Origin of the sequence: Cellulomonas xylanilytica (assembly GCF_007989805.1) — a bacterium.
Lineage (GTDB): Bacteria > Actinomycetota > Actinomycetes > Actinomycetales > Cellulomonadaceae > Cellulomonas > Cellulomonas xylanilytica.
The window spans coordinates 1-17,072 of the sequence record NZ_BJUB01000018.1 but is presented as its reverse complement, the minus strand read 5'-3'; the positions used below and the strand labels follow the sequence as shown (position 1 = coordinate 17,072).

At 73.5% G+C, this 17,072-nt stretch carries 15 protein-coding genes and 1 pseudogene; 5 read left to right on the top strand and 11 right to left on the bottom strand.

Annotated features, from left to right (window positions below):
- Positions 1-21 precede the first annotated feature (21 nt).
- Genes CXY01_RS20335 through CXY01_RS20305 form a run of 7 tightly spaced genes read right to left on the bottom strand, consistent with a single transcriptional unit; the run spans position 22 to position 8,364 of the window.
- A complete protein-coding gene (locus CXY01_RS20335; RefSeq protein WP_146931641.1) occupies positions 22-801 on the bottom strand; it encodes a siderophore-interacting protein in 780 nt (259 codons plus the stop codon).
- The gene (locus CXY01_RS20330; RefSeq protein WP_146931638.1) at positions 798-1,355 is read right to left on the bottom strand and encodes a GNAT family N-acetyltransferase; all 558 of its coding nucleotides are present in this window, start codon (positions 1,353-1,355) and stop codon (positions 798-800) included. The genes CXY01_RS20335 and CXY01_RS20330 overlap by 4 nt, the downstream gene beginning before the upstream one ends.
- Complete coding sequence (locus CXY01_RS20325) at positions 1,352-3,337, bottom strand: penicillin acylase family protein (protein ID WP_146931635.1); 1,986 nt, start codon at positions 3,335-3,337, stop codon at positions 1,352-1,354. Before CXY01_RS20325 ends, CXY01_RS20330 begins: the two co-directional genes overlap by 4 nt.
- Positions 3,334-5,088, bottom strand: coding sequence for an IucA/IucC family protein (locus CXY01_RS20320; protein WP_146931632.1), 1,755 nt, complete (start codon positions 5,086-5,088; stop codon positions 3,334-3,336). The genes CXY01_RS20325 and CXY01_RS20320 overlap by 4 nt, the downstream gene beginning before the upstream one ends.
- Positions 5,085-5,660, bottom strand: a complete 576-nt coding sequence (locus CXY01_RS20315) for a GNAT family N-acetyltransferase (RefSeq protein ID WP_146931629.1) — start codon at positions 5,658-5,660, stop codon at positions 5,085-5,087. Before CXY01_RS20315 ends, CXY01_RS20320 begins: the two co-directional genes overlap by 4 nt.
- On the bottom strand, positions 5,657-6,919 hold the full coding sequence (locus CXY01_RS20310) for a lysine N(6)-hydroxylase/L-ornithine N(5)-oxygenase family protein (protein WP_146931626.1): 1,263 nt from the start codon (positions 6,917-6,919) through the stop codon (positions 5,657-5,659). The genes CXY01_RS20315 and CXY01_RS20310 overlap by 4 nt, the downstream gene beginning before the upstream one ends.
- The gene (locus tag CXY01_RS20305; RefSeq protein WP_371862788.1) at positions 6,916-8,364 is read right to left on the bottom strand and encodes a pyridoxal phosphate-dependent decarboxylase family protein; all 1,449 of its coding nucleotides are present in this window, start codon (positions 8,362-8,364) and stop codon (positions 6,916-6,918) included. Before CXY01_RS20305 ends, CXY01_RS20310 begins: the two co-directional genes overlap by 4 nt.
- A 196-nt stretch (positions 8,365-8,560) precedes the next feature.
- On the opposite strand from CXY01_RS20305, the gene CXY01_RS20300 reads away from it, so the two are divergent.
- Positions 8,561-10,333 carry an ABC transporter ATP-binding protein gene (locus tag CXY01_RS20300; RefSeq protein WP_222594610.1) on the top strand — a complete coding sequence of 591 codons (1,773 nt, stop codon included), beginning with the start codon at positions 8,561-8,563 and terminating at the stop codon, positions 10,331-10,333.
- 6 nt (positions 10,334-10,339) lie between these two features.
- Here the strand turns inward: CXY01_RS20300 and CXY01_RS20295 are convergent, their stop codons facing one another.
- Together CXY01_RS20295 and CXY01_RS20290 are read right to left on the bottom strand one after the other, a co-directional pair.
- Positions 10,340-11,605 (bottom strand): threonine/serine exporter family protein, encoded by a 1,266-nt coding sequence (locus CXY01_RS20295; protein WP_146931623.1) that lies wholly within the window; start codon positions 11,603-11,605, stop codon positions 10,340-10,342.
- A gap of 24 nt (positions 11,606-11,629) precedes the next feature.
- Positions 11,630-12,079: a MarR family winged helix-turn-helix transcriptional regulator gene (locus CXY01_RS20290; RefSeq protein WP_246125520.1), complete on the bottom strand. Its 450-nt coding sequence runs from the start codon at positions 12,077-12,079 to the stop codon at positions 11,630-11,632.
- A 138-nt stretch (positions 12,080-12,217) separates the two neighbouring features.
- Here CXY01_RS20290 and CXY01_RS20285 point away from each other — a divergent pair, with 138 nt between their 5' ends.
- The 4 genes from CXY01_RS20285 to CXY01_RS20270 are packed head-to-tail and all read left to right on the top strand — an operon-like array spanning position 12,218 to position 15,836.
- Positions 12,218-14,101 (top strand): ABC transporter ATP-binding protein, encoded by a 1,884-nt coding sequence (locus tag CXY01_RS20285; protein ID WP_146931703.1) that lies wholly within the window; start codon positions 12,218-12,220, stop codon positions 14,099-14,101.
- The gene (locus CXY01_RS20280; protein WP_146931617.1) at positions 14,098-14,445 is read left to right on the top strand and encodes a VOC family protein; all 348 of its coding nucleotides are present in this window, start codon (positions 14,098-14,100) and stop codon (positions 14,443-14,445) included. The genes CXY01_RS20285 and CXY01_RS20280 overlap by 4 nt, the downstream gene beginning before the upstream one ends.
- Positions 14,442-14,963: a hypothetical protein gene (locus CXY01_RS20275; RefSeq protein WP_146931614.1), complete on the top strand. Its 522-nt coding sequence runs from the start codon at positions 14,442-14,444 to the stop codon at positions 14,961-14,963. The genes CXY01_RS20280 and CXY01_RS20275 overlap by 4 nt, the downstream gene beginning before the upstream one ends.
- A 57-nt stretch (positions 14,964-15,020) precedes the next feature.
- On the top strand, positions 15,021-15,836 hold the full coding sequence (locus CXY01_RS20270) for an MBL fold metallo-hydrolase (RefSeq protein WP_146931611.1): 816 nt from the start codon (positions 15,021-15,023) through the stop codon (positions 15,834-15,836).
- Here CXY01_RS20270 and CXY01_RS20265 read toward each other — a convergent pair.
- Both CXY01_RS20265 and CXY01_RS20995 read right to left on the bottom strand, forming a co-directional pair.
- Complete coding sequence (locus CXY01_RS20265; protein ID WP_146931608.1) at positions 15,829-16,296, bottom strand: NUDIX hydrolase; 468 nt, start codon at positions 16,294-16,296, stop codon at positions 15,829-15,831. The genes CXY01_RS20270 and CXY01_RS20265 overlap by 8 nt on opposite strands.
- 100 nt (positions 16,297-16,396) lie before the next feature.
- A pseudogene (locus CXY01_RS20995) lies at positions 16,397-17,072 on the bottom strand (hypothetical protein); the annotation flags it as partial.

Here is a 17,072-nt window from a genome sequence, read left to right as displayed (position 1 = left end):
GAGCACCGTCGTCGGTAGGTGCTACGCCTTGCCGGCCTTCCAGTAGCCGCAGAACGTCACGTTGCCCTTCGGGACGCCGCGCTCGCCGACGGCGTACCGGCGGGCGCCCGTGGCGATCTTCGCCTCCCCGACGGCGAACACGTAGGGCGTCCCGGGCAGCCAATCGATCTCCCGGAGCCGGGCGAGCGCGGTGCCACCCGTGCCCCGCGGCACCCAGTGCAGCGTCATCCCGGCGGGTGCGTCGACGTCCTGCGCGTCGGCGGCGTCGATGAGCTCGACGATCGCGTGCCCGACGGCGTCGCGCGGCATGTCTCGCAGGATGCCGAGGACGGCCGGCAGCCCGGACTCGTCGGCGACCAGCAGCGACCAGTCCGCCGGGACGGGTGCCCAGCCGCAGCCCTGGTCGATGAACGCGACCTCGGTCCCCGGCTCGACGGACTCCGCCCAGGGGCCGGCGACACCCGTGGTGCCGTGGCAGACGAAGTCGATGTCGAGCTCCAGCTCGTCGGGCCGGAACGCGCGGACGGTGTAGTTGCGGATGACCGGCCGCGTGGACTTCGGTAGCACGAGGTACCGCAGGTAGGCGCGGGTGTCGAACTTGTCGGGCAGGTTGTCGAACCGCGCGTGGTCGTCGACGGGGACGGCGAGCCGGAACCACTGGTCGAACCCGCGGTGGTCGAACCGGCGCAGGTCCTCGCCGGTGAGGGTCACGCGGACCATGTGCGGGGTGACGCGCTCGGTGCGGGCGACGTTCGCGTGCACCAGCCCGCTCGGCGCGTGCGTGACGGTGATGCTGCTCATGGGGTCTCCGGGGTGGGTTCGACGGTGAGGAAGGCGAGCTGCGCGCGCTTGTGCGGCAGGTCGATGACGGGTCCGGCGACGAAGCCGGTGCTGGTCAGGCGCGCGAGCGCGCGATCGTTGCGGACGTCGGGCTCGGCGACGATCCGGCGAGCGCCGGGCCGGGTGGCGAGCAGGGCCACGAGGGCGCCGAGGAGGCGCGTGGTGAAGGCGTGCCCGCCGCGCGCGCCCACGAGCAGGTGGACGCCGACGTCGCCCGGCTGCACGTCGTAGCACTCGCCCACGGGGTCGTCCGCGGGGTCGTACACCTGGAGCAGGGCGACGGGCTCGTCGTCGCGCAGGACGAGGTAGGCGTCGTGGGTGGGCAGCGAGTCGACGAACGCGTAGGTGTCGCGCAGCTCCTGGCGGGTCAGGTCGCCGAGTCCCCAGAACTGCGTGCCCGGCGCGGTCACCCACGCGTGCAGGACGTCGAGGTCCGCGTCGGGGTCGAGCAGGCGGAGCGTCACCCGCCCGAGTCCCTCCACCTGCCGCTCGTCGACGACGCGAGCCGCGCTCATGGCGCCTCCTCCTGCAGCTGGTCCCAGTCGGTGACGATCTCGACCGTCCCGGCGGACGCCCAGAGGTCGAGCTGGTCGGTCGCGTGCGGGCTCGCCGGGTCCTCGGACGCCCCGAAGGGCACGCTCCAGCGGCTGCGCCGGCGGTCGTCGAGGTCCCAGACCCAGCGCGCCACCGACCCGCGCCACGACCGGTCGCTGACGCCGGGGACGCTCGCGGTGCACCGGACGCAGTCGGTGTCGCCCGACAGCGGGACCGGCTCGACGGCCGGGCCGGGGTGACCCTCCAGCGTCGGGACGGGATGCAGCCGGTGCCGGTCGCCCCACGCCTGGTCGGTCGCCGACGCGGCCCGCTCCAGGGCCTCGCGCGCGACGGCCACGCCGTCGATGCCGTGCGTCGCGGCGGCGAGCAGCCGGGTGAGCGAGTCGGCCACCCGCGGGCCGACACCGAGCCACGGGTCGAGCAGGGACCCGCGGCCGTGGGGCGCGTGCAGCGGGGCCAGGGTCGGGTGGTCGGTGAGTAGCACGGCGACCTGCGTGCGCCACGCGGCGAACGCGCCGGCGTCCGTGCTGTCGGCGGCCATGTGCCGGTCCCACGCCAGGAGCCGGTCGCGCAGCGCGGCGGCCGCGGGCGACAGGTCCTCGGCGCGCCGCACCCACCCGAGCAGCTCGCCGGCGCTGCCCAGGAGCGTGTCGCCGTGGATCGCCGCCAGGTCGGCCGGACCGAAAGAACCGCCCGCGCCAAGGAGGGTCCGGATCCGCCGCGCGCGGTAGGGCGCCACGTAGGCGCGGCCGAGGTCGCGGGCGGCGTCGGCGGGCCGCTCGTTGGCGTCCACCGCGATGCCCGGCACCGGCGTCGGGTCGGCCAGCCGGTGCCAGTCCACCGGCCGCGCGGCCTCCGACCAGGCGTCGTGCGGCAGCCGCCGGTCGGCCGAGCGCCGGGTCGCGACCAGCCCGGCGTCGAGGCTCAGCACGGTGCCCGCGGAGTCGGCAGTGAGGACGCGGTTGACGGGGTCCACCCAGCCGCGCAGGGCGTCCACCACGTCGGCGGCGGTCCGCGAGCGCAGCAGGGGAAGCAGGCACGAGAACCCGACGTCGGACGCGACCCGTGCGGGGAACCGGATGCTGAGCCCGTCGAGGACGACCGGTCCGCGCGCGGTCTCGACCACGTCGACGGTGACGTCCTCGCCGCCACGGACGCGGATCGTCTCGACGTGCCGGTGCACGGGTGCCCACCCCTCCGGCCCGCGGGCGGACAGCCCGTCGGCGGAGAGCTCCTCCCGGAAGAGCTCGACGTGGTGCGCGATCGCGTTGGTGATCCCCCAGGCGGCGGTCCCGGTGTGGCCGAAGTGCTGCACGCCCGGCACCCCGGGGAACGCCAGACCGACCACGTCGAACTCGTCGCACGCGAGCCGGACCTGCTGGTAGACGCCGGGGAGCTCGAGGATCCGGTGCGGGTCCCCGGCGACCAGCGGCGCACCGGACGCGGTCCGTGACCCGTGCAGCGCCCACGCGTTGGACCCGGACGCGGCCGTCTCGGCGGAGTCGAACAGGTCGATCGCGTCCTCGCCCAGGGTGTGGAGCACGTGCTCGTTCCAGAGCAGCCGCGGGAACATCGAGAAGAGTGCGTGCGCGACGAGCATGATCCCGAGCGGCGCCCACGCGGGCCACGGGTCGTGCACGTCAGGGTCGCGGCCCCCGTTCACTCCCTCGACGTACGCGTCCACGAACGCCCTGTCCTCGTCGGCGAGCGCCGCGTAGGCCCGCTGGGCGGTGTCCGCCAGCCGCGCCCGGCGGGCGAACCGGTCCCACTCGACGCCGTCGGCACCGACGTGCTCGGCCAGCCTCCCCTCGGCCCGCCACCGGTCGACCTCGATCTGCCGGCCGCGGTCGCGGGCGGTGACGCGCCCCTGCTCGCGGGCCAGCGCGAGGTGGTCCGCGGCCCGGACGTGCGGCACGCCGAGGGCGTCACGGAAGACGGTCATGCGATCGGGTTCCGCAGCGTGCCTGCGTAGATCAGCGACGACGACTGGTCGGTGAGGTCGACCATCTGCAGCGTGTTCCGCAGCTGCAGGCGGTTCAGGCAGGAGTGCGCGAACCGCGGGGCGCGCAGGTCGACGCCGGTGTCCAGGTCGGGGTGGTCGGCGGCGTGCTCGTCGACGCACTCGCGCACCAGCGCCCAGAACGCCGCCTCCGGCAGCACGCCGTCCGTGTCGAGGATGGCCGCGAGGTGCCGGAACACCCCGTCGAACACGTCCGTGAAGACGGCGAGCGCGCGTTCCTCGTCGTCGACGACCTGCCGGACGCGCGCGACGCTGTCGGGCAGCGGCCGCTCGCCGAGCACGACGACCTCCTCCCCGATGTCCTTCAGGAACACGCGCGAGACCGCGTGCCCGTCGAGCACGAGGATGAGGTTCTCGCCGTGGGGCATGAACGCCACCTCGTGCACCAGCAGGCAGTGCACGAGGGGCCGGAGGTAGGCCCGCAGGTACCGGCGCACCCAGTCCTGCGGGTCGAGTCCCGACGCCCGCACGCACGCCGTCACGAACGCGCCGCCGTCGGCGTCCCGGTGCAGGAGCGCCGCCATCGTGGCCAGCTGCTCCGTCGGCCCGACCAGCGGGGCCGGGCTCTCCCGCCACAGCGCCGCGAGCATCTTGCGGTGCGCGCTGGGGGCGGGGGTCCGGTGGTAGACGTCGCCGGTGTAGCCGACGGAGACGCGCTCGCGCAGCACCTGGAACCCGCACGCGGCCAGCGTCGGGTCCTCGCTCACCAGGTCGAACACCCAGTCGTTGATGGCGGGCGTGGCGCGCATGTACGCCGGCGACAGCCCGCGCAGGAACCCCATGTTCTGGATCGCCAGCGCCACCTTGACGTAGTGCCGGTCCGGGCGGGTGGTGTTGAACAGCGTCCGGATCGACTGCTGCGCCACGTAGTCGTCGTCGGCCACACCGAGCGGCACCAGGTCGCGGCGGGCGACGTCGGGCGCGAACGTCACGGCGACCCGGTGCTCCCACTGCCACGGGTGCACCGGGAGGTAGCGGTAGTCGGCGGGGTCCTCGCCCAGGTCGCGCAGCAGCTGCTCGAACCGGTCGAGCGTCGCGGCGCCCAGCTCGTCGAGGTAGAACGCGTCCTCGTCGAGCCCGGTGCCGAGCGCGAGGTGGCTCGACGCCGTGCGGGCCGCGAGCCACAGCGGCCGGATCGCGGCGCCGGCCTCCGGGGCGTAGGCCGCGTGCTCGTCGACCCCGAAGCCGATGCGGCCGTTGTTGGCGACGAACGACGGGTGCCCCTCGGTCATCGCGCGCTCGATGGTCGGCAGGTCCGCGTGCAGCAGCTCGGCGGCCGACGGTCCGCCGTGGTGCGCCTTGTACGCCGCCCCGGCCAGCGTGGAGGACAGCTCCTCGAGGTACACCGCCAGCAGGTCGTCCGGGATCTGCAGCAGCGGCTGGAGCTCGAGGACGAGCGCGAGCGCGTCGAGCTCCGCGGGCTCGCCGTCGACCGTGCGGGCGACGGAGGACTCGTCGATCGCCCAGTGCTCGAGTGCCAGCCGGCGGGCCCGGAACCGGTAGACCACCGTGCCGAGCGTCACCCGGAAGCCCTGGCCGTCCGCGACGGGGGCGAGCAGGCGCTCGTGGGCGAACTCCGCGAGCGCCTTGGTCACCAGGTGCCGGTGGGCGACGCCCATGGCGACGGGGTTGAGGTGCAGCGCGAGCGCCGGTCGGGTGAGCAGCTCGGTCATCGTCGGCTCCCCGCCGTGGTCGGTGCGGTGACGCCGTCGGCCCGCAGGCGCCCGCCGCTCGCCGCGAACGCCTCCCGGGTGCAGAGCGCGAGCGAGGCGCGCTTGCCGGGCAGGTCGAGCTCGCGCTGCACGCGGAACCCGACCTCGGCGTTCTTGGCCGCGACCCGGGCGTTGCGGACGTCGGGCTCGACCACGACCCGCGCCGCGGCGAGCTCGTCGAAGCAGAACGCCACCGTCGCGGCCATGACGTCCGACGTCAGCCCGTGCACGGGCGCTCCCCCGGGCGGGGCGACCAGGAGGTGCATGCCGAGGTCGCCCGGCTGCACCTCGGGGACGCCGTCGAGGAGCACGGTCGTCGGGTCGTAGGTCTCGACGAGGAACGTCGGCTCGTCGTCGACGAACCCGAGCCACGAGTCCTGCCGCGGGTCCGCCGCCACGGCGGCCAGGTACGCGCGCACGTCGTCGACCGACAGGGAACCCATCTGCCAGAACGCGGACGCGGGGTGCGCCAGCCACGACTGGACGAGCGGTGCGTACCGGTGCCGGTCCAGGGGCAGGATGCGGATGGTCATCGGACACCTCCGACGACGGCGTCGGCGGGGACGCCGAACTCCTGGAACGCGATCCGGCGCTCGACGGGGTAGATCTCCCGGCCGGTGACCGATGCGAGGATCGACGAGTTGCGCCACGCCCCGAAGCCGAGGTCGGGCGCGGTCAGGCCGTGCGTGTGCTCCTCGGCGTTCTGCACGAACACCCGCCCGCGACCGCCGTCGACCGAGTAGTCGCGTGCGACGGCGAACCTGCCGGTGTCGTCCCAGTCGAGCAGGTGCCGGATGCCGAGGACGAAGTCGGGCACCTGCGCGGCGTACCCGGTGGCCAGCACGAGAGCGTCGGTGCGGCGCTCGTGGACCTGGTCCAGCTGCGCGTGCCGGAGGGTCAGGGTGAACGCGCCGCCGTCCCACGCCGCGCCGAGCACTTCGGTGTCGGTGAGCAGGGTCGTCGGCACGGGCCCGTCGAGGCTGAGCCGGTAGAGGGTGTCGTAGATGTCGTCGACCAGGTCACCGCTGATGCCCTTGTACAGCGACCGCTGCTCGCGGCCGAGCCGGGCGCGCAGCGGCGCCGGGAGCGCGTGGAAGTGGTCGGTGTACTCCGGCGACGTCAGCTCGAGGGTGAGCTTGGTGTACTCCATCGGGAAGAACCGCGGCGAGCGCGTGACCCAGTCCAGCCGTCCCGTGGTGCCCAGCAGGTCGCGGTAGATCTCCGCCGCGGACTGCCCGCTGCCGACCACCGTCACCGACCCGGCGGCCCGCAACGCGTCCCGGTGCGTCAGGTAGTCGGCGCTGTGCACCACCGGACCGTGCACCGTCTCGGGCAGGACGGGCTGGGTCCCGACGCCGAGCACCACGTGCCGGCCGCGGTACGTCTCGCCGCGGTCCGTGGTCACGACGTAGTGATCGCCCTCCTGCTCCAGCCCGACGACCCGCCTGCCCCACCGCAGGGACGGCAGCTGCGCGGCGACCCAGCGGCAGTAGGCGTCGTACTCCGCGCGCAGCGGGTAGAAGCTCTCGCGGATGTAGAACGGGTAGAGCCGGCCCGTCGCCTTGAGGTGGTTGAGGAACGAGTACGGCGAGGTCGGGTCCGCCATCGAGACCAGGTCGGCCAGGAACGGGACCTGGATCGTCGCGCCCTCGATCATCATCCCGGGGTGCCAGCGGAACTCGTCGGCCGCGTCGAGGAACACCGCGTCGAGGTCCGCGACCGGTGCGCTGAGCGCAGCGAGCCCGAGGTTGAACGGCCCGATGCCGATGCCGACGACGTCGTGCACCCTCATCGGACGCCCACCTCGGCGGCGGCCACCAGGTCGTCGCCCTCGACCAGCGCCGCGGCCGCGCCGCGGACCAGCTCGAGCACGCCGCGGATGTCGTCGAGGGTCGTGTCGGGGTTGAGCAGCGTCAGCTTGAGGCACGGCCGGCCGGCCACGACGGTCTTCGCGACGACAGCCCGGCCCGACTCGAACAGCACGCGGCGCACCAGCGGGACCAGGCCGTCGGCCTGCGCGTCGCTGACGTGCGGGGGCTGGTAGCGGAAGAGGACCGTGCTCAGCTCCGTCCGGCCGACGAGCTCGAGGTCCGGGTCGCGGTCGACCTCGTCGTGCACCCGGGCGGCGAGGTCCAGGACGGCGTCGAACATCGCGCCGATGCCGTCGGGGCCCAGCGCGCGCAGCGTCGTCCACAGCTTGAGCGCGTCGAACCGGCGGGTCGTCTGCATCGACTTGTCCACCTGGTTGGGCTCCTCGGCGTCCGCCGGGTTGAGGTAGTCCGCGTGCCAGGTCACGTGCCGCAGGTCGCCGGGCTCGCGCACCAGGAGCGCGCTGGACGACACCGGCTGGAAGAAGCTCTTGTGGAAGTCGACCGTCACCGAGCGCGCGCGCTCGATCCCGTCCAGCAGGTGCCGCCGCGTGGGCGAGACCAGCAGCCCGCACCCGTACGCCGCGTCGACGTGCAGCCAGACGCCCGCCCGGTCGCACTCGTCGGCGATGGCCGCGAGCGGGTCCAGCCGGCCGCGGTCCGTGGTGCCCGCGGTGGCGACCACGCACATCGGCACCCGGTCGATCGCGGTCAGCGTGTCCAGGACGCCGGCCAGCGCCGCGGGGTCCATGCGGCCGTGCGCGTCCGTGCGCACCAGGATGACGGCGTCGTCACCGAGCCCGAGGAGCCGGGCCGCTTTCTGGACGCTGAAGTGGCTCGACGCCGTCGCGACGATCACCAGCCCCTCCGGCCGTCCACCCCGGGCGACGGCCGCGTCACGCGCCAGCAGCAGCGCCTGGAGGTTCGACTGCGTGCCCCCGGACGTGAAGACCCCGTCGCCCGCCGCGAACCCGATCCGGCCGCAGGTCCAGTCGACGAGCTTGCGCTCCATGAGCGTGCCGATCGTCGACTGGTCGTAGGTGTCGAGCGACGGGTTGACGGCCGCGATCATCGCCTCGGCGACGACCGCCGGGACGGCGACCGGGCAGTTGAGGTGGGCCGCGTAGGCGGGGTGGTGGAACCAGACCGCGTGCTCGCCGACGAGGTCGTCGGCCTCCCGCAGCGCCGTCGCGGTGCCCAGCCCGGCGGAGTCGAGGTCCACCGCGTCGACGAGCTCCTGCAGCTGCTGACGGCTGGCGCCCGAGAACGGCTGCGGGGTGTCGCGGAGCCGCCCGGCGATCCGGTCGACGGTGACGCGCATCTGCTCGACGTAGCGGTCGGCGGACGTGGAGGACAACAGCTCGTGCACGCGGAGAGCCCCTTCTCGGCGGTGGGCGGGCTCGTTCTTAGGTCGTCCTAAGTAAGCCTCGCCTAACGTAGCCGACTCCCGGCATCCGTCAACCCTCCGTCCATCACCGGCGGGCCAGGGTGGCTCAGGTCGAATCGATGCGACCTCACCCGGGTATGCGCTGTCCGACTCGGGGAGCGGATGGAACGATGGAACCGTGACGGATCACTCCCGCCCCCAGCTCGCCGTCGTGGACATCGACGGGGAGCACCCCGTCCGGTCGGTCTTCCGCCTCCTCGGCGCGCACCGACGCCGCGTGCTGTCCGCCGTCGCGTTCTTCACGCTGAAGGACATCCCGCTCTGGCTCATGCCGGTGATCACGGCCCGGGTCATCGACGTCGTCGTCGACGGCGGCCCCCTGAGCGAGCTGTGGCTGTGGGCGGCCGTCGCCGTCGTGGCCCTCGTGCAGAACTACCCCAACCACGTGCAGTACACGAAGCTCTACATGGGTGCCGTCCGGCAGATCGGGGCCGACCTGCGCAACGGCCTGACCGCGCGGCTGCAGAGCCTGTCGATCGGCTTCCACTCGCGGGTCAGCGCCTCGATCGTGCAGACCAAGGTCGTCCGGGACGTGGAGAACGTCGAGGTGATGCTGCAGCAGATCACCCACCCGCTGCTGTCGGCGACGATGGTCGTGGTCGGTGCGATCGTCATGACCGCCCTGGCCGTCCCCCAGTTCCTGCCGGTCTACGCCCTGACCATCCCGCTCGCCGTGCTCCTGCGGTTCATGCTCGCGCGCCGCTCGCGGGAGCGGAACGAGTCCTTCCGTCGCGAGGTCGAGCACTTCTCCGCCCGCGTCGGCGAGATGGCCACGCTGATGCCGATCACGCGCGCGCACGGCCTGGAGGCCACGGCGGAGGAGCGCGTCGCGGCCGGCGCCGAGGGCGTGCGGTCCGCCGGCTACCGACTCGACGTCCTCAACGGCCGGTTCGCGTCGCTCAGCTGGGTCAGCCTGCAGCTGCTCGGCGTGCTGTGCCTCGTGCTGGCCGCCTGGGTGTCGATCACCGGGCTCATCGCCATCACCGCCGGGCAGGTGGTCCTGCTCAGCTCCTACTTCGCGCTCATCACCGGGTCCGTCACGGGCCTGCTCATGCTGCTGCCGATCGGCGCCAAGGGCCTCGAGTCGGTGCGGTCCATCGCCGAGGTCATGCAGGAGCCCGACCTCGAGGTGAACGCCGGCAAGCGGCGCGTCGAGCACGTCGAGGGCCGACTGACCCTCGACCACGTCCACTTCCGCTACCCCGACGCCGACACCGACGCGCTCGCCGGCATCGACCTGACCATCGAGGCCGGGCAGACCGTGGCGTTCGTCGGCCCCTCCGGCTCGGGCAAGTCGACCGTGCTCAACCTCGCGCTCGGGTTCCTGCGGCCCACCGGCGGCCGGCTCCTGCTCGACGGGGTCGACACCGCCCAGCTCGACCTGCGGTCGGTCCGCAAGCACGTGTCCGTCGTCCCGCAGGAGTCCGTGCTGTTCGAGGGGTCCATCCGGGAGAACGTCGCCTACGGCATGCCGAAGGTGTCCGACGAGCGCGTCCGCCAGGCCCTCGTCGACGCGAACGCCGCGGAGATCGTCGACGCGCTGCCCGACGGCTGGGACACCGTCGTCGGCGAGCGCGGTGCACGGCTGTCCGGTGGCCAGCGGCAGCGCATCGCGATCGCCCGCGCGCTCGTGCGGGACCCCCGCATCCTGCTGCTCGACGAGGCGACCTCGGCGCTCGACCCGGAGTCGGAGGCGTCGGTGAAGGAGGCGCTCGCCCGGCTCATGCGCGGACGCACCACGCTCGTCGTCGCCCACCGCCTGTCGACCATCCGCTCCGCCGACCGGATCGTCGTCCTCGACGACGCCCGCGTGGTGGAGATCGGCACGCACGAGGACCTCCTCGCCGCCGACGGCCGGTACGCCCGCCTGCAGCGCGCCCAGCAGGTGTGAGGTGCCTCAGCGCTCGTAGGCCCAGGTGCGGTCGGTGAGCATCCGGGCGACCGCCAGCCCGATGGCGAGCGCGGCGACCACGAGCGCGGCCTGCACCCCGAACGCGAGCGCCTCGACCGTCTGCCCGTTGGAGATGTGGAACACCGCCCGGTAGGCGAGCACGCCCGGCACCATGATCGTGACCGCCGGGACGTAGACCGTGATGCGCGGGACGTCGAGGCGGGGTGCGACGACCGCGGTGAGCAGCCCCACGACGAGGGCAGCGACCGCCGCAGCGGCCTGCGGAGGTACCGCCCCGTCGACGAGCGCCAGTCGCAGCGCGTTCGCGACCATGCCGACCCCCGCCGCCGCGAGCGCGATGCGCCACGGGCTGTTGAACATCAGCGCGAAGCCGAGCACACCGACGAAGCTCGCGACGAACCGCAGCGCGAGGAGCAGGCCCGGGTCGAGCGCGTCGGGGGCCGGCGGGTCCGGGCTGAGCCCGACGACGAGTGACACGGCCCAGAGCGCCAGCGCCGCGGACGTGAGGACCATGAGCGCGTGCACCAGGCGGGCGACACCCGCCGAGAAGTCCAGCTTGGCCAGGTCGAGGAAGCCCGTGACGAGCGAGAACCCGGGCACCAGGAACAGGACGGCGGACACGTACCCGGCCTCGTTCCCCGCGCTCGCGGCGCCGAACGCCCGCAGGAGCCCGACGAAGGCGAGGTAACCGAGGCACGCGACGGCGGCGCTGAGCATGGTGACGCCGAACTGGTTGAGCCTGCGGTCGAGCAACGTGCGGCGCAGCCCCTGCCCGAGGAACGCCCCGACGAGGACCGCGAGGACCTCCACCACGCGACCGCCGTTGAGGAAGGAGAACGCCCCGCAGGCGATCGCCGCCCACAGGGCGTTGAGCGCCACGGGGTACAGCGGGGGCTTGTCGGCGATGCGGTCGAGCTCCGCCGTGACCTCGTCGGGCGTCACGCTCTGCGCGGCGTCGACGCGGCCCGCCAGGTGCTCCAGCTCGGTCAGCCGGTCGACGTTCACACCGATCGTGCGCACCTCGGTCACCTCGGTGCGGAAGCTGGGCCCGCTGTGCGAGGTCGTCGTGATCTCCGTGAGCGTGACGTGCGCCTCGTGCCGGTCGATCCCGAGCGCCCGCGCGACCCGCGCCATCGAGGCCTTGACCCGGTAGGAGCCCGTCCCCGCCGACAGGCTCAGTCGCCCGACCCGGAGCACGACCCCGGACCGTCGGATCAGCTCGAGCTCGTCGTCGTCCGGCACGGTGGGCACGAAGCCATGATGACCTGCCGGCGCCTACGCGCCCGGATCCCCCGGCGCCGTGTCCTGCCCCACGATGCGCAGCAACCGCAGGAGCTCGGCCTGCTCGTCCCCCGACAACCGCCCCAGCCGCTCCGCGGCACCCTCGTGCCGCTGCGCGGAGATGGCAGCCAGCAGCGACCGCCCCTCCGGCGTGAGCTCCAGCAGGGTCGCGCGCCGGTCCGTCGGGTCGGGCAGCCGCCGGACCAGCCCGTGCTCCTCGGCGAGATCCACCTTGGATGTCACGGACCGCGGTGCGACGTCGAGGGCGGCGGCGAGCTCCCCGAGGCGGCGGGGCCCGTCGCACCGCTCGAGGGTGCGCAGCAGCCGGAGCTGCCCGGGGGTGGTGCCCTGCAGCTCGAGCCGGGCGGCGGCGTCGCGACGGACGCCGCGGAGCACGCCGTAGAGGAGCTCGAGGAGCTCTCCGGAGCCGTCGGACGTGGTCACGGCGGTGAGACTACCCCAACTTGTGATGTACACACATAGTGAGTTAACCTCAGCATCGGCACGCGACACCGAGCGGCGCCCAGCGACCCGTGAACCCTGACCGGGACGCACCAGAACCGAGGAGGTGGGCCCGTGTCGATGACCACCGGCAGCCCCAACATGCGCAGCTTCGCCAAGGACCGCACGGTCGCGGACCACAAGCTGACCCGCGACACCCTGCGACGGATCCTGCGCTTCGCGCGCCCGTACCGCGGCAGGCTCGCAATCTTCGTCGCGCTCATCGCCGTCGAGGCCGCGGCCGGCGCGGTGACGCCGCTGCTCTTCAAGAACCTCATCGACGACGGCATCACCGCCGGCAACACGCAGGTGGTGCTCACCATCGCGGCCGTCGTCGCGGTCCTCGCCATCGTGAGCGCCGGCCTGTCGGTCGCCGACCGCTGGGTCTCCGCCCAGGTGGGCGAGGGCCTCATCCAGGACCTGCGCACCGAGGTGTTCGACCACGTGCAGCGCATGCCGCTCGCGTTCTTCAGCCGCGCCAAGACCGGTGCGCTCGTGCAGCGGCTCAACGGTGACGTGCTCGGCGCCCAGCAGGCGTTCACGTCGACCCTGCAGAACGTGGTGAGCAACTCGCTGACCATCGTCTTCGTGCTCGCCGCGATGCTGAGCATGTCCTGGCAGCTGACCCTGCTCAGCCTGGTCCTGCTGCCGGCGTTCATCTTCCCGGCCCGCTGGTTCGGCAAGAAGATCGCCGCGATCACCCGCGAGAGCTACGCCCTGAACGCCGACGCCGCGCAGATCATGAACGAGCGCTTCAACGTCGCCGGCGCGCACCTGGTGAAGATCTTCGGGGACCCGCAGCGCGAGTCGCAGAGCTACGCCGAGCAGGTGGGCCGCGTCCGCGACATCGGCGTGAAGCGCGCGCTGTACTCCACCTGGTTCCGGGTCGGCCTCACGACGCTGGCCTCCGTGGCCGTCGCCATCGTCTACGGCCTCGGCGGCGTCATGGCGATCCGCGGGCAGCTGACCGTTGGTGTCGTCGTCGCGCTGACCGCCTACCTCGGCCGCCTCTACGGCCCGCTCACCGCGATGTCGAACGTCCAGGTCGACGTCATGACGGCATTGGTCAGCTTCGAGCGCGTGCTCGAGGTGCTCGACCTGGAGCCCACGGTCGCGGAGAAGCCGGACGCGACCGACCTGCGCGCCGCGAAGGAGAAGCACGGCGCGACGGTCGAGCTCGACGCCGTCAGCTTCCGCTACCCGGGCGCCGACGAGGTGTCGCTGGCGTCGCTGGAGTCCGTCGCGACGCTGCAGGGCGAGGTCCACCGCAACACCCTGGACGACGTCAGCTTCACCGTCCCCGCGGGCCACATGGTCGCGCTCGTCGGCCACTCGGGCGCCGGCAAGACGACGATCTCCCAGCTGGTCACCCGCATGTACGACCCGACGCAGGGCGCCGTGCGGATCGCCGGCACCGACCTGCGGGACGTCACGCAGGCCTCGCTGCGCGCGACGGTCGGCGTGGTCAGCCAGGAGGCCCACCTCTTCCACGACACGATCGCGGAGAACCTGCGCTACGCCCGGCCGGACGCCACGGACGCGCAGATCGAGCGCGCGCTCGAGCAGGCGCACATCGCCGACCTCGTCGCGAGCCTCCCCGACGGCATCCACACCGTCGTCGGCGACCGCGGCTACCGGCTGTCCGGCGGCGAGCGGCAGCGCCTCGCCATCGCACGGATGCTGCTCAAGGCGCCGGACGTCGTCATCCTCGACGAGGCCACCGCGCACCTCGACTCCGGCTCGGAGGCCGCGGTCCAGGCCGCGCTCGACGAGGCCCTGACGGGTCGCACCAGCATCGTCATCGCGCACCGCCTCTCCACCGTGCGCAAGGCCGACTCGATCGTCGTCCTGAGCGACGGCCGCGTCGTCGACCAGGGCACCCACGCCCAGCTCCTCGCCCGCGGCGGCGTGTACGCGGAGCTGTACCGCACCCAGTTCGAGAGCGGCGCTACCGTCGCCGCATGATCGGACGCATCGACGAGGTCGTCATGGACTGTGCCGACCCTGCCCGCCTGGCCCGCTTCTGGGCCGACGTGCTCGGCGGCACCCCGCAGCGCCGCGACGACGACTGGCACCACGTCGACCCGCCCGGCTGGACCCGCGTGGCGTTCCAGCGTGTGCCCGAGGGCAAGGTGGTGAAGAACCGCGTCCACCTCGACGTCGCCGTCGACGACATCCCCGAGGCCGCACGGCAGGCGGAGGCCCTGGGCGCGACCAGGGTCGGTGAGGTCCACGTCGACACCGCCGGCTCGTTCCAGGTCCTGCTGGACCCGGAGGGCAACGAGTGGTGCGTGGTGACGCCGGCGTGACCCGCCGCACCCGCGTGCTGCGCTGGACGCTGGGCGTCCTCGCCATGGCGGCCGCCTCGGTCGTCGCGATCGTGCTCGTGGCGCCGCGGATCACCGCCTCGCAGCCCGGGTGCGCCGCCGACTACCCGTCCTATCCGACGACAGCGGAGCTCGAGGCCAGCGCCGACCTCATCCTCCGCGGCACGGTTACGTCGGTCGTCGAGGACCCCGACGACCCGCTGTCCACCGCGATCGCGACCATCGAGGTCACTGCGACGGCGAAGGGCACGGCACCAGCGGGCTCGACCGTCGAGATCAGCTACACGAGCTGCGCCACCGGCGACTGGACCGAGCCGGAGGCGGGCGGCGAGTACGTGGTCCTGCTGGACGACTCGGCGGACCGGGAGGAGGACTGGCTGCCGACACCGGTGAACCTCGACCAGGGCTTCTACGGCGTCACGGACGGACACGCGGTCGCCGGCCCCGGCAACCCGGTCGCCCTCGACCCCGCGACCCTCCAGCGGCTCGGCCTCTCCTGAACCCGGGTAGCGCACCGCCCTGCTGCGGGACCTGTGCCTCCGGCTAGCGTGACCCGCATGACGTTCTGGATCTGCGCCACGTGCGCCGTGGAGAGTGCCGAGCAGTACGACGTCTGCGCCATCTGCGCCGACGAACGCCAGTGGGTGCCCGCGTCCGGGCAGCGCTGGACCACCCTGGAGGAGCTGCGCGGCCAGGGATACCGCGCGCAGCTCGAGGAGCTCGAACCCGACCTGTACGCGATCACGAGCTCCCCCGGCGCCGGCATCGGCCAGCAGTCGAAGCTGCTGGTGACCCCCGAGGGCAGCCTGCTGTGGGACCCCATCGGGTTCCTCGACGACGCGGTGGTCGAGCAGGTCCTCGCCCTCGGCCCGGTCCGGGCGATCACGGCCAGCCACCCGCACATGTACGGCGTCCAGGTGGAGTGGAGCCGCGCGCTGGGCGACCCGCGGGTGCTCGTCGCCGAGACCGACGCGCACTGGATCAACCGCCCGGACCCCGTCATCGAGACCTGGTCCGGCGAGCTGGAGGTCCTGCCCGGCGTGACCCTCTCGCAGCCCGGCGGCCACTTCCCGGGCAGCGCGGTCGCGCACTGGGCTGCCGGCGCGGACGGCAGGGGCGTGCTGCTGAGCGGCGACACCATCTTCGCCAACCCCGACCGGCAGTCCGTCGCGTTCATGCGCAGCTACCCCAACCACCTGCCGCTGTCCGGCGCCGTCGCCCGCCGGGTCGCCGACCACGTGGACCGCCTGGAGTTCGACCGTCTCTACGGCAACTTCGCCAACGTCATCGCGGCCGACGCCAAGCAGGTCGTCCGCCGCTCCGCCGAGCGCCACATCGGCTGGGCCAACGGCGACTTCGACCACCTCACCTGAGCAGCTCCTCCAACCGGTCGACGAACGCGGCCTGCGCGGTCACGACGAGCCGCCGCGCCTCGTCGGGCGCGAACCAGGCCGCCCGGTCGAGCTCGGGCACCAGGAGCGTCCGTCCCGACCGCGGCGGCCACGCGATCTCGACCAGGTTGCTGGCGACGGTGGACACGTCGAGGTCACCCTCCAGCGCCCACGCCGTCACCACCTTGCCGCCGCTCTGCCGCACGTCCCCGAGCGGGAGGGGTTCCGACGACGGCGCCGACACCCCGAGCTCCTCGGCGAACTCCCGCAGCGCCGTGACGTAGGGGGCCTCTCCCGGCGACGGCTCCCCCTTCGGGATGGTCCACGCGCCGGCGTCCTTGCGCGCCCAGAACGGACCGCCCATGTGCCCGAGCAGCACCTCGAGACCGGCCGTCCGCCGGAACACCAGCAGGCCGGCACTCGTGCGCGCTGCCACCGTCATGCCTCCGTCGTCACGCAGGCGACCCTAGCCGGGTGCCGCCGCCCGGGCCCGCGGGGCGATCCCCCCGCGACCGCCCCACAGGCCCGGCGACGGCGTCCCCTCATCGAGCCGGCGTCTCCCCGCGCTGGGTCGGCACGTGGTTCATGAGCGCCGGGTGCGTGAACGGGCTCCGCGTCGACCGACGCGTCGTGGCCGTCCGGTGCAGCATCAGGCCCAGGGCGATCAGGCCCAGCCCGGCGACGGCGGCCCACGGCGTCCAGCCCGTGTCCGCGAGCGCCGCGGCGGTCGTCCCCGCGGCGGCGCTGACGGTCCGGCCGGCCGGGACGACCGACGCCCCCACGACCGTGGCGCCCACCACGTCGACGGTCGCCGGCGTGCTCCCGGAGGTGGCCCCCGGCGTCGTACCGGGCGTCGTGCCCGGCGTCGTGCCCGGCGTCGTGCCCGGCGTCGTGCCCGGCGTCGTGCCCGGCGTCGTACCGGGCGTCGTACCGGGCGTCGTGCCGGGCGTCGTGCCCGGCGACGTCCCCGGCGTCGTGCCGGGCGTCGTGCCCGGCGTCGTACCGGGCGTCCCGGTGGTCACGGCGGCGTCGCCGACGACCCCGATCGCGACGTCGGAGATGGTGGCCGGGAGCGTCACGGGCAGCGAGATGAGCCCGCCACCCGAACCACCGGGAGCCTCGCCGTCCGACGAACCCCCCGGCGCGGTCGTGCCGCCGGAGACGAGCGCGTCACCGAGGACACCGACCGCCACACCCGACACATCGACCGGCGCCACG